Annotated in this window: 10 protein-coding genes and 2 pseudogenes; 4 read left to right on the forward strand and 8 right to left on the reverse strand. The window is 70.7% G+C overall.

What is annotated here, in order from left to right; genetic code table 11:
• Nucleotides 1–179 precede the first annotated feature (179 nt).
• From ACFXAZ_RS20085 to ACFXAZ_RS20120, 8 genes and pseudogenes are all read right to left on the reverse strand, one after another.
• Nucleotides 180–896: a TetR/AcrR family transcriptional regulator gene (locus ACFXAZ_RS20085; protein ID WP_384592686.1), complete on the reverse strand. Its 717-nt coding sequence runs from the start codon at nt 894–896 to the stop codon at nt 180–182.
• A gap of 25 nt (nt 897–921) precedes the next feature.
• Nucleotides 922–1,662 carry an SDR family NAD(P)-dependent oxidoreductase gene (locus tag ACFXAZ_RS20090; RefSeq protein ID WP_384592689.1) on the reverse strand — a complete coding sequence of 247 codons (741 nt, stop codon included), beginning with the start codon at nt 1,660–1,662 and terminating at the stop codon, nt 922–924.
• 37 nt (nt 1,663–1,699) lie between these two features.
• Nucleotides 1,700–3,169 carry an aldehyde dehydrogenase family protein gene (locus ACFXAZ_RS20095; protein WP_384592692.1) on the reverse strand — a complete coding sequence of 490 codons (1,470 nt, stop codon included), beginning with the start codon at nt 3,167–3,169 and terminating at the stop codon, nt 1,700–1,702.
• Between the two features lie 90 nt (nt 3,170–3,259).
• A complete protein-coding gene (locus ACFXAZ_RS20100) occupies nt 3,260–3,784 on the reverse strand; it encodes a nuclear transport factor 2 family protein (protein ID WP_384592694.1) in 525 nt (174 codons plus the stop codon).
• Nucleotides 3,781–5,460: an FAD-dependent oxidoreductase gene (locus ACFXAZ_RS20105; protein WP_384592697.1), complete on the reverse strand. Its 1,680-nt coding sequence runs from the start codon at nt 5,458–5,460 to the stop codon at nt 3,781–3,783. Before ACFXAZ_RS20105 ends, ACFXAZ_RS20100 begins: the two co-directional genes overlap by 4 nt.
• A gap of 480 nt (nt 5,461–5,940) precedes the next feature.
• The gene (locus ACFXAZ_RS20110; protein WP_384592718.1) at nt 5,941–6,675 is read right to left on the reverse strand and encodes an MFS transporter; all 735 of its coding nucleotides are present in this window, start codon (nt 6,673–6,675) and stop codon (nt 5,941–5,943) included.
• 326 nt (nt 6,676–7,001) lie between these two features.
• A pseudogene (locus tag ACFXAZ_RS20115) lies at nt 7,002–7,705 on the reverse strand (gamma-glutamyl-gamma-aminobutyrate hydrolase family protein).
• A pseudogene (locus ACFXAZ_RS20120) lies at nt 7,702–8,999 on the reverse strand (aldehyde dehydrogenase); the annotation flags it as partial. The pseudogenes ACFXAZ_RS20115 and ACFXAZ_RS20120, both read right to left, overlap by 4 nt.
• 565 nt (nt 9,000–9,564) lie before the next feature.
• Here ACFXAZ_RS20120 and ACFXAZ_RS20125 point away from each other — a divergent pair.
• The 4 genes from ACFXAZ_RS20125 to ACFXAZ_RS20140 form a co-directional block, all read left to right on the forward strand.
• Entirely contained in the window at nt 9,565–9,777 is a 213-nt protein-coding gene (locus tag ACFXAZ_RS20125; protein ID WP_384592700.1) for a hypothetical protein, read from the forward strand.
• Entirely contained in the window at nt 9,774–10,436 is a 663-nt protein-coding gene (locus tag ACFXAZ_RS20130) for a substrate-binding domain-containing protein (RefSeq protein ID WP_384592703.1), read from the forward strand. The genes ACFXAZ_RS20125 and ACFXAZ_RS20130 overlap by 4 nt, the downstream gene beginning before the upstream one ends.
• Complete coding sequence (locus ACFXAZ_RS20135) at nt 10,414–11,763, forward strand: ADP-ribosylglycohydrolase family protein (RefSeq protein ID WP_384592706.1); 1,350 nt, start codon at nt 10,414–10,416, stop codon at nt 11,761–11,763. The genes ACFXAZ_RS20130 and ACFXAZ_RS20135 overlap by 23 nt, the downstream gene beginning before the upstream one ends.
• A 191-nt stretch (nt 11,764–11,954) precedes the next feature.
• A partial coding sequence (locus ACFXAZ_RS20140) for a transposase (protein ID WP_384592709.1) occupies nt 11,955–12,149 on the forward strand: 195 nt, incomplete at its 3' end.

The following is a 12,149-nucleotide window of genomic DNA, read 5'->3' on the forward strand; positions in this document are numbered from 1 at the left end:
AGTAGTTGATGGCGGGCCACGGGGGTTTGCCTGTGCGCACGGTGTGTTACCCGTGTGCGCACGGCGCATGGGTCATGGGCGCTCTCGGGTATCACCGGTCACTGGTCACCGGGCCGACGGACAAACGGGCCGACGGACAAACGGACAAGGGGCCCCGCCACGCGGCCCCTCCGCAACCCTCAGTTCTCCTTCGGCAGCAGCCGTTCCAGCGCGTCCAGGCCCGAGCGGACCATCATCAGGGCGGAGCGGGCGGAGTCCGCCGGAGCGGACTCCGTGTCGGTGCTGACCAGCATGTCGATGGCGGACTGCGTGAGCTGCCGCGCGACGGCGTCCACGTCGTAGTCGGAACCGGGGTGGTACCACCAGGCCACCCAGTTGCACATGCCGAGCACGGTGAAGGCCGCGACCCGGGGGTCGAGCGGCTTGAACTCCCCCGCCGCGATGCCGTCCTCGATCACCCCGGACAGCTCCGCCAGCACCTCGCGCCGCGCCTGCCGGTGCCGGATGCGCAGCGGCTCCGGAAGCATCGACTCGGACTGGTCGAGCACCCGGAACTGATGGGGGGCGGCGGCCCGTTGCCGGACCAGCAGATCGGTCAGCTCGCGGAGCTTGCCCTGGTGAGACAGATCCGTACGGGCCCGGATCTCGCCGAGGGAGTCGGCGAGCGCCAGCCCGATCTGCTCCACCAGCATCTCCAGCAGCTCCTCTTTGCTGGAGACGTAGTGGTAGAGGGCCGTCCGGGACACTCCGACGGCGTTGGCGACGTCCTGGAGCGTCGTCGTCTCGTACCCCTGGTCGGCGAACAGCATCGTCGCCTTCTCCAGGACGTCGCGCGTGACGAGCGAGCGCCGCGTGGTGCTGCGGCGCCCGCCCTCGGGAGTCTTTCCTCTGGCCATGCGGAGATCGTAGGCGACGTCCGCCTCAGAGGCGGACGAGCCCGCCGTCGGCCATGATGGTCTGCCCCGTCACCCAGGCGCTGTCCTCGGAGGCGAGGAAGAGCACCGTGCCGACGATGTCCTCGGCCTCGCCGGGCCGCTTGATGGCCTGGCCCGCGGCGAGGGTCCGTACCACCTCGGGGTCGATCCCCGCCCGGCCGCCGGGGGTGAGCGAGGCGGTGGGGCCCACCGCGTTCACGGTGATCCCGTCGGCCGCGACGTCGTTGGCGAGACCGCGGGTGAAGCCGATCGAGCCCATCTTGCTGGCCATGTAGTGGCTGAGTCCGGTGGCGGGGAGCCCGACGGAGTTGGAGGTGATGTTCACGATCCGCCCCCAGCGGCGCCCGGTCATCAGCGGCAGCACCGCCTTGGCCATCAGGAACTGCGAGTCGAGATTGATCCGCAGCACCCGCTGCCACAGCTCCAGATCCACGTCCTGGAAGGGGGTGTTGGGGTAGACACCCGCGTTGTTGACCAGGATGTCGCAGCGCCCGAACTCCGCGTCGAGCAGGGCCCGCAGTCTCGGGACCGTGTCCGGGTCGGAGACGTCCGCGATCAGTTCAGCCGCCCGCGCGCCGGCCGCGCGGACCTCTTTGAGGGTCTGCGCGCAGGCGTTCAGATCGACGGCGACGACATCCGTGCCCCGGGCGGCGAGCCCGGCGCAGATGGCCCGTCCGAAGCCCTGGGCGGCGCCGGTGACGACGGCGACACGGCGGTCGGTGTGCATGGGCGGTCCCTGCCTTTCTTCGTGGGTTGGTGTCCGGTCAGAACGGATAGGCGGGGACCTCGGCGCGGCTGGTCAGCCACTGCCATTCGGAGAACTGGTCGGCGTTGGTGAGCGTGCTGTGGTTGTAGCCGTTGCCGGAGGCGCCGACACCGCCGATCGGCCCGTACACCTCGTGCAGCACGGTCTGGTCGTTGATGTGGACGACACCGGAGTGCAGCCGGTCGGCGATCCGCCGGGCGTGGGCCTGGTCGCGGGAGATCACGGCGGCGGCGAGTCCGTACTCCGTGCGGTTGGCGAGTTCGACGGCCTCCTCGTCGCTGGCGAAGGTGGTGAGGGCGGCGACCGGTCCGAAGATCTCCTCGTCGAAGGCGGGCATGCCGGGGCGCACCCCGGTCAGGACGGTCGGCTCGAAGAAGAGGCCGTCGCGGGAGCCGCCGGTGGCCAGCACGGCCCCCGCGGCGAGCGTCTCCCGTACGATCCGCTCGGCGCGCTCGGCCTGCGGTTCGTTGACGACGGGGCCGACGAGGACGCCGTCCGTCATGGGGTCGCCGACCTTGAGTGCCTTGGCCCGGCGGACGAGGGCCGCCGTGTAGGCGTCCGCGACCGACTCGTGGACGAGATGGCGGCCCGAGGTCAGACAGATCTGGCCCTGGTGGAAGAAGGAGCCCCAGGCGCCGGCGCTCGACGCGGCCTCTACATCGGCGTCGGCCAGGACGACATAGGGGTTGTTGCCGCCCAGTTCGAGGGAGACGCGTTTGAGCAGCCCGCCCGCGACCGAGCCGATCTCGCGTCCGGCGCGGGTGGAGCCGGTGAAGCTGACCATGTCCACGCCGGGCTCCTTGACCAGGGCCCGTCCGGTCTCGACCGCGCCGGGCAGCACATGCAGCAGCCCGTCGGGCAGACCGGCTTCGGCCAGCAGCCGGGCGAACAGCACACCGCCCGCGACCGGGCTCTGGACATCGGGCTTGAGCAGCACCGCGTTGCCCATCACCAGGGCGGGCGCCACCGCGCGGGAGGCCAGCAGCAGCGGCGAGTTCCAGGGGGTGATCACGCCGACGACCCCGATCGGGACGCGGCGGGCGACGCTGTGCCGTCCGGGCTCGGCACTCGCCACCTGGATGCCCTGCGGCGCGCTGCCGAGGGCGGCGGCCTCCAGCACCTCACGGGCGGTCATCCGGGTCTCCCAGTCGCCCTTGAAGCGGACGGAGCCGGTCTCCCGGATGAGCTGTTCGGTGATCTCCTCGGCATGGGTGATCAGCAGGTGTGAGAACGCGCGCAGCACGTCACCGCGCTGCGGTGCGGGCACCTCGGCCCAGGCGGCCTGCGCCCGGCGCGCCACGGCGGCGGCCGACGCCACGTCCGCCGGCGAGGCCAGACCGGCCAGCCCGAGGACCGCCCCGGTGGCCTTCTCCGTGACCGGTACGGTGCCCAGGCCCGGGTCCCGCCAGCCATCGCTGTAGATCTTTCCCTGCCAGGCGGCGTCGGGGGCGAAGAGTTTCTCAGACATACGTACCTCTGCGGGAGTTCGCTGACATCCCTCGGACGTCAGAAGCCGGTGGGTGCACTGCGGGCGGGAGGAACCGGGTGGGTGCGGCGCTCAACGGGCCTCGCTGCCCGCCGTGGGCCGCCAGTTCTCGATCGGGGTCAGATAGTGCAGGTCGAAGGAGCGCGCGACGATCCCCCAGCGGCCGTCGCGGCGCTCGAATCTGTCCCGGTACAGCCCGCTGATCTGGGTGGGGCCGGTGGTGTTGTCGACGGTGAAACAGTCGAGGGCGGTCTCGGCGGTGGCAGTGTCGCCGCCGGTGTCGATGTCGATCAGGGAGTTGGACATCCAGTGGTGCATGTGCGGCGTCCGGGCCCACAGGCCGTGCGCGGCCTCGACGATGGCCTCGATGCCGGTGAAGGTGCCGAAGGGGGCGCCGAGGTCCAGTCGCGCGCCCTCGTGCCAGATGCCCCGCAGGGCCTCCACGTCATGGCGGTCGAACGCCTGCGCGTAGAGATGGACGAGCCGCTCGACGGCCGCCCGGCTCTCCAGGACGTCGAGCCGGGCGAGCAGTGCCTCGACCGTACGGTCCTGACGTGCCTCGCTGCCGTGCAGGTCCCGCGTGTCGATAGTGGTCATCGGGCTTCCCCTTGCGGTGGGATCGGACGGGAGGGCCGGGTCGCCGCGTGCCGGCCGGCGAGGTGGCCCGCGGTGATGATGGGGCCGAGGGTGGCGCCACCCGCCCAGTAGCTGCCGCGGGACATCGCGGCGGCGCAGTTGCCCACCGCGTACAGCCCGGGGACGGGTTCCCCGGCGCGGGTGAGGACCCGGCCGTGCGGGTCGGTGCGGGGGCCGCCCTTGGTGTCGAGGGTGGCGGGGGCGAGGACGGTGGCGTAGTACGGACCCTGCCCGGCGATCGGCCACATGGTCTCGTTGCGGTCGTTGCCGGGCCGCCCGCCCATGTTGAAGTACCGCTCGATGGGGGTCTCCCCGCGGTGGAAGTCCTCGTCGCGGCCGGTACGGGCGAAGGAGTTGTAGCGCTCGACGGTGGTGCGCAGGGTGTCGGCGAAGCGCTCGTCCAGGGTCCAGCCGCCGATGTGCCCGGCGTACCGGGCGAGCCGCGCGCGTACGGCGTCGGCGAGGTCGTCGAGGGTGTCGCCGCGCACGATGTGGGACCGGTCGCCGCCGTCCGGGACCATGGGGTTGCCGTACTTCTCGCCGGAGTGGTGGTGCTGGGCGGACTCGTCCCAGACCATCACCAGCAGCAGGTTGGGGTACTCCGCGCGCTGGGACTCCCAGCTCCAGAAGGTGGGGACGAGGTCCTGGTAGGGCGCCTTCTCGTTGACCACCCGCCGCCCGAACCGGTTGACGAAGATCATGCTGTCACCGGGGATGCTGAACGAGCAGACGGCGTCGGGCCGGTCGGCCACCGCCCGGTCCAGGACCATGGGCGCCAGCCAGGCGCCGTTCATGTTGGCGAGATCGGCGCCGAGGGCCTGTGCGAGGGGGAGGAAGTCCCCGGTGTTGGACTTCGCGGCGCAGCCGCCGAGAACCGGGCCGGGCAGGGAGCTGGTGCGCAGCCCGACATCGTGGGTGAAGCCGCCGCTGGCGAACACGACCGCCCTGCGGGCACGGAAGGCGGCCTCGCCCCCTGCTGTTTCGGCGACGACACCCACCACCTCGTCACGGTCGTCCACGACGGCCCGGACCACTCGGTGGCCCGTACGCAGATCGACGCCCCGTATGCGGGCGGCCTCGGCGAAGACGGCGATCATGTCGGTGCCGTCGCCGATCTCGCCGGGGGCGCCGCCGTGGCGGTGCGGGTAGAGGATCCGGCCGTACGGGGCCTCGTTCTCCGCCATCTGCGCGTAGTAGTCGGGCTGGATGTCCCAGGGGACCGGCTCCAGCGCGCCCCAGGAGGTGAGGGTCTCGACCGCGTCGCCCGCGTGGTCGTAGAACGCCTCCGTCATCGTGTACTCCCACTCGGTGAGCCCGAGACGGGGATGGGCGGGGTCGTAGGAGGCGGGGGTGGTGAGCCGGGCCATGTGGCGCAGCGCGGCGTCCTTGGGGTCCTTCCGGCCGCCGGCCCGCATGAAGTGGTTGTTGGGCACCCAGTAGGCCGCGGCGGCCTTCTTGGTGGTGCCGCCGATTTCGGGGGCCTTTTCGAGCAGGATGACCGTCGCGCCGTGCTCGGCGGCGGTCACGGCGGTGGCGAATCCGCCGGCGCCCGACCCGACCACCAGGACATCGGCCTCGGCGGTGATCCGCGCATCCGCTTCCCGGCACAGCTCCGGGCCGAAGAGTCGATACGTCACGCTTCCTCCTTGATGGCGGTCCGCACTCACGTCCTGTCACGCGGCCCGCACGCTTCACCGCCCCACGCCCACCCGGCGTACGGCACGGCCGCCGGCCGTGCGGTCCCGCGCCCCGTTCGGTCCGGGGGCGTCCCGGTCGGTCCAGGCATCCCGGTCGACCGGTCACCCGGTCCCCGTCACCTGGGCCGCCTCGGTCATCGGCCCCGGTCGGGCCGGGACACGGCGGCTCTGCCCGGTGCGGCTCACCGGGGCGGCGTGACTCCACGATGGACCCCCGAGACCCTTTCGGTCAACCCCAACGTCCAATTATTGACTCCAGCGTCGAATCAGGGCGATCCTTGAGACATGCGACAACGCGGACAGCGATGTCCGGCGCCCGGAACGCACCTCGACCGGCCGCCGGCGGACAGCGAACGGTCGAGGTGCGTTCATCGGGTCCCGGCGCTTCGTCGACCGGGGGCGTGGGCCATGGCCCTGCTCTCAGCCGACCGGGCGTGGACCTCCCTTCACCTGCGCCCGGTCCGTGCCCGTGGCCGATCCCTGCGTGGCTTCCCACAGCCGCCCGCGCAGGGTGAGGACGAGCAGGGCGGACGTCGCGAACACGACGCCGAAGAACATCTGGGTGAGTGCGTACCCCCCGCTGATGTCCCGGAGCCAGCCGTCGATGTACGGGCCGAGGAAGCCGCCCAGGTTGCCGATGCCGTTGATGACGCCGATGCCGGCGCCCGCCGCGGCGACCGGCGTGAGTTTGGTGACGGTGGCCCAGAAGGGGCAGTACCAGGCGATGGATGCGGCGGTGCCGATGATCATCGCGCCCGGGACGAGCCATTTCTGGTCGGCGGATATCAGGCTGGCCCCGGCCAGGACCACCGCCCCGACGCCGAGGACGGCGCACCTATGGGTGGCGTGCTCGCCGCGACGGTCCGCGGACCTGCCGATCAGGACGATCGCCGCGCCGGCCGCGACCTGCGGCAACTTGGAGACGAGACCGACGTACCGATCACTGTGGAAGGCCGTCTTGAGCAGGCTCGGCAGCCGCATCGACACTCCCAGCAGGCCCAGTTGGGGCAGCGTGTAGATGAGGGCGAACCACCCGACGATCGCGCTGGTGAACGCCGCCTTGAAGGTCCCCCGGTGCTGGAGGGGGGTTGGCGCCGAACCAGAGACGGCCGCCCGCCCGATCCGATACAGACGCCAGGACCGGGACCGGAGCAGCGACCTGCAGCAGAGTTGTCGCCGTCGTCCGGGCTCTGCGCACCGTCGCCCGCCTCACCCGGCTCGCGGTCCAGGCCGTGTCCGTCAGCTCACCGGGCAGCACCGAACTCACCGACCTGCTCGCAACCCGGCGGGCTGTCAGCCGTCGTCCGCCCACTGCGGCACCGGCGGGATGTCGACGCCGTACCTCTTGGCCTTCCGCGCCAGTCGGCGGATCGAGGACACAGACCGGCTCCACGCCATGACCTCCCTGGACCGAGCTGTCGAACGGGTTGGCTACCGACCCTCTACGGTGGCGGCAAGCTGCCAAACCCCGGCGGGGCTCCTCAGCAGGAGCGGGCACGATGTACCAGGGTGTCGAACAGGTGTGCTGGGACGGATCTGTCAACGCGATGTCCTCCGGGTGCCACTGCACCGCCAGGAACCAACCGTGGGCGGAGGGCAGTTCGAGAGCTTCGACCGTGTCGTCGGCCGCGGTGGCGACCACGGTCAGGCCGTCAGCCAGGCGATCGACCTGCTGGTGGTGGCAGGAAACGTCGGCCTTCTCGGCGTCCATCGCGTGTGCCGTCCGGTTCCTGGACGGATGGTCACCGGGTGTACCAGGTGGCGATGCTCGTGGCCGGAGTCGCCCATGTCCTGTTCCAAGGAGCCGCCGAGAGCGACGTTGACGACCTGTAGGCCGCGGCAGACAGCCAGCAGGGGGCAGCCCTGACTCCAGGGCGACGCGGGCGACTTCGAGGTCGAAGTCCTCCTGGAGGTCATCGATGTCGTAGACGCGTGCGTGGGTGTCGGCAGCGCCGTAGCGGTGCGGAGCGAGGTCTCCGCCACCAGGAAGAAGGACGCCGTCGAAGCGGGTGAGCCGGGCGGTGACGTCCGTGACAGTGGGGTCCGACGGGTGAATGCTCACGGGTTCGCCGCCGGCGCGCCAGACGGCCTCGACGAGCGCGCGGGCGTTGACCTCGGCGGCATACCGCAGGGCGGAGACGGTGGTGGAGAAGCGGGCCGGGATGGCTATCAGCGGGCGTGTCACAGCTGGATCCAGGTGGTCTTGAGTTCGGTGTACTTCTCCAGGGCGTGGACGGACTTGTCGCGGCCGTTTCCGGACTGCTTCGTGCCGCCGAAGGGGACGGTCAGGTCGCCCTCCTCGTAGCAGTTGACCCAGACCGTGCCAGCCTTCAGGGCCCGCGAGACGCGGTGCGCGGTGGACAGGTCCGAGGTCCGCAGACCGGCCGCGAGGCCGTAGTCGGTAGCATTGGCCAGACGGACCGCCTCGTCCAGGTCGCCGAAGGTGAGGACTGACAGGACCGGGCCGAAGATCTCTTCGCGGGCCAGCCCTGAACCGGGATCCACCCGGTCGAAGACGGTCGGCCGCAGGTACGTGCCACCCATGTCACCTGAGACGGCGCGAGCCTCCCGTGCGCAGGTGGGCACCCCCCGCCTGGCCGGTGGTGATGTGGCCGAGGACACGGTCCAGGTGGGCTTCCGAGAATCAGTGCGCCCATCTCGGTCTCCGGGTCGAGCGGGTCACCGACGCGCAGTTCCTGTGCCCGCCGGACGACGGCGTCGGTGACCTGCTCGGCGATCGAGGAGTGTACGAGCAGCCGGGAGGGGGCGGTGCACATCTCCCCCTGGTTGAAGAAGATGCCCCAAGCAGCGGTGGCGGCCTTCTCCCGGGTCGGCGGCGTCGGGAAGAATGTTGTTGGGCGACTTGCCGCCCAGCTCCAGCCAGACGCGCTTGAGATTGGAGTCGGCGGCGTAGCGCAGGTAGTGGCGGCCGACGCCGGTGGATCCGGTGAAGGCCAGGACGTCGATGTCAGGGTGCAGGCCGATCGCGCGGTAGGCGTTCGGACCGTCGCCGGTGACGACGTTGAGCGCACCCGGGGGCAGTCCGGCCTCGGTGCCGATGCGGCCCAGCAGCAGGGCTGGCAGAGGGGACGACTCGGACGGCTTCAGGACGACGGTGCAGCCTGCGGCGAGGGCCGGGGCGACCTTCCAGCCGGCCAGGGTGAGCGGGAAGTTCCATGGTGCGACCGTGCCGACCACACCGGCGGGCTCCCGCGTGACCAGGGCGAGGGAGTCGGGGGCGTTGCGCGGGGACTCGTCGGTGAGCTTGTCGGCCAGCTGCCCGTACCAGCGGGACGTGTTGACGACAGCGCGCAGTTCTACGTTTTGCGCGTCGGTGATGGGCTTGCCCATCTCCAGGCCAACCGTGAGCGCCAGTTCCTTGCGCCGCTGTTCGAGGATTTCGGCGATCCGCAGCAGGATCCGGCTGCGGTCGGCGGGGGGGGCAGGCGCGGCCAGGGTCCGCGTTCGAAGGCGCGGCGTACCGGCCTTGACCGTCGTACCAGCGGGAGCGAGCGGCCGAAGGATCAGCACGTCCGATTCGGCCGTTGCCTCGACCACGCCTAGTCGGTCTCCAGGACCACCATCGGGTCCCCGGCCTGGTACGGGAATCGAAACCGCGAGCCGCAGCGGGGGCTGCGGCTTCACCCGGGCAGACTTCGAGACACACCTTCGGGAGCGTGCCGTCCACTGCCACCAGATGCCACCACCGACACCAGCCACCGGCCGACACACCCGCGCGAACAGCACCTTCAACGGCTCCGAGCCCGGACGCCGACGCGCCCGTCCACCCGATCGCGGCGGTCGTCGGCACCCGCCACGGCCGCCGCCCGTCCCGCAGCCCCTCACCGAGCAGCCGCGCGACCTCTCCATAAGGCTGACCGAAGAACAAGCAAGTCTCCTACTACACCGCCTACTGCCCAGCCGGAACCCCAGCAGCGATGGCGAACTGCGACTGGAGTAGTAGCCGTCGGCCGGCCCGACACCACCGACGCGTGGAGCCACGCCCTGTAGAATGGCTGGCTACTTCGAACGGAGTGAGTGGCGGTGTCCTGGGCAGATGAGTTTTTCGAGCTGACGCAGCGCCTTGGCGCTGATGCCGCCCATGCGGAGATGATCAGACGGGTGGAGTCCGATCCCGAGCCGGCATCGCAAACACAGACCACAGAGGACTTCATCATGGAGCTGTTCGCCGTGGACGACATCCCGTGCTGCGTGGACACGGCGCGTCACCCTGGCAAGCAGTCGCGCACGAGGTGAACTATCCGCCCTTCACGCCTCCATCGCGCCTCTCCTTCCGGGCCCGGCGCCCGTACGGTCAGCATCGACCACCGGGCGGCGGCGTACGAGGCGCCCGCACATCTGCTCTCCCTCGGCCCCCGGTCGATCGCCTGCCTGACCGGTTCCGCCGACCAGGCCGTCGGGGCTGGGCCGACGCACTGCGCACAGCGGGCCTCGACCTGGCCGAGCGGACCGCGATCCGGGCCGCGTTCACCACGGAGGGCGGGATCCGGGGCGCGGACCATCTGCTGCGCTCCACGCACGGCTCTTCGCCGCCCGCCCTGGTCGCGTCCACCGACGCGCAGGCCCGTGGTGTGATCGCCGCAGCCGGAAGACAGGGCCTGAGGGTTCCGGATGATCTCGCGATCACCAGCGTCGACGGAACGCTGGAGGTCGCGTTCAGCAACCCGCCGCTCACCTCCGTACAGCAGCCGTTCGTCAGGCTGGCCGACGTCGCGATCACGGCACTCCTCGACGCGGACCCGGCGGACGAAGCGCATGTCCTCGTCGAGTCCGGTCTACGCATCCGGCGCTCGTGCGGGTGCCCCGCACCCACCGCAGCGGAAGAACCGGCCGGCGCGGAAGAACCGATCAGTACACACGCAAGGGAAGACCATGGAGTACATCTCACCCGCTGAACAGCTCGCGGGTATCACCCAGGAGCCCTGGGGCCTGGCCCGCAACGAGCTTGAGCAGGCCGCCGAATCCGGCAAGGACGTCACCGCGTTCCGCGAACGGCTCTCGCGCCTCGCACCCGACGACGAAGCGCTCCTGCTGGAACTGTACGAGGAGATCCTCGCCGCACCGGCCCCCGCCGACTGGCCCTACTTCGAGGGCTCGGACCTGGACGACATCCTGCGCGAGTCCCCCGCCGACCACCGCGAGGCCGCCGTGCCCGAGCGGCTCGCGGACCGCATGCGCGGCGCGTGGTTCGGCCGGATCGCGGGCAACATGGTCGGCAAGCCCGTGGAGATCGGCCCAACCCGGGCCACCATCCGCGCCTACCTGGACAAGACGAACGCCTACCCGCTGACCGACTACGTGCCCTACGCCGACTACTCCGACGTGCGCGATCTGGGCCTGTGGGGCGAGGACTTCTGGTTCACCGGCGCGACCAAGGGGCATGTCCACGGCTCGGTCCGCGACGACGACATCGACTACACGATCCTGGGCCTGCACCTCCTCGAAACATACGGCACCTCCTACACCAGCTGGGACGTGGCCCACGAATGGCTGAGCCGCTTCCCGGCGTACCAGCTCTTCACGGCGGAGCGCGCCACCTACCAGAACCTGGTGCGGGAGATCCCGCTGACGCGGACCGGCGAGCACCACAACCCCTACCGTGAGTGGATCGGCGCGCTCATCCGCGCCGACATCTACGGTTACGTCGCCCCTGGTGACCCGCGCCGCGCCGCCGTCCTCTCCTACCAGGACGCGATCCTCAGCCACCGGGCCAACGGCGTCTACGGCGAGATGTGGGCCGCGGCCCTGATCGCGTCGGCGTTCACCGCGAAGACCGCACAGGAGTCACTCCTCACCTCCCTGGAACACATCCCCACCCGCTCCCGCCTCGCCGAGGAACTGCGCACCGTCCTGGACGACTTCACCACAGGCCTCACCTGGGACCAGAGCATCGACAAACTCGAAGCCCGCTACCCGCGCATGAGCATGGCCCACACCCTCAACAACGCGGGCGCGCTGGCCGCGGCGATCCTATGGGGCGGCGGCGACTTCATGACCACAGTGGCCCTCTCCGTGCAGGCGGGCATCGACACCGACTCCATCGGCGCCACCGCGGGCTCCTGGGCAGGCGCCTTCGCCGGCTACGACGCCCTGCCCGCCCACCTGATCGACCCGCTGGAGGACACCTGCCGCAGCGCCGTCTTCGGCTTCGGCGAATCCAGCATCAGCGGCTACGCCGACCGAACACTGAAGATCGTGACGACCGCGAGCCAGGACACCTGAACCAATCGGCCATCCCCCAAGGCCTGTGGACCGTGACACGGTCCACAGGCCTGGCGCGCCCCGCGTCGGCGCGACTTCTCACCGGGACAGGTCTCCTGGTTCTGACCGCAGGGCCTGCCATGGGGCCAGCACACCGGTCCCTGCCCCTTTAGACATCGTTTCTGTTGGGTTGATCGTTCGTTGAGCGGTGCATGACGGATCTGGTTGGGTGGTTGGTGCCGGATGAGTTGTGGGTGTTGTTCCGGCGGGTGGTGCCGCCGACGGAGAACAGGCGTCCGCAGGGTGGGGGCGAGCGGCGGGCGGGTGATCGGGAGGCCCTGGCCGCGATCGTGTTCGTGGCCACCTCCGGCTGCACCTGGCGGCAGCTCCCGCCGGTGTTCGGTCCG

Origin of the sequence: Streptomyces sp. NPDC059477 (assembly GCF_042749375.1) — a bacterium.
Classification (GTDB): domain Bacteria; phylum Actinomycetota; class Actinomycetes; order Streptomycetales; family Streptomycetaceae; genus Streptomyces.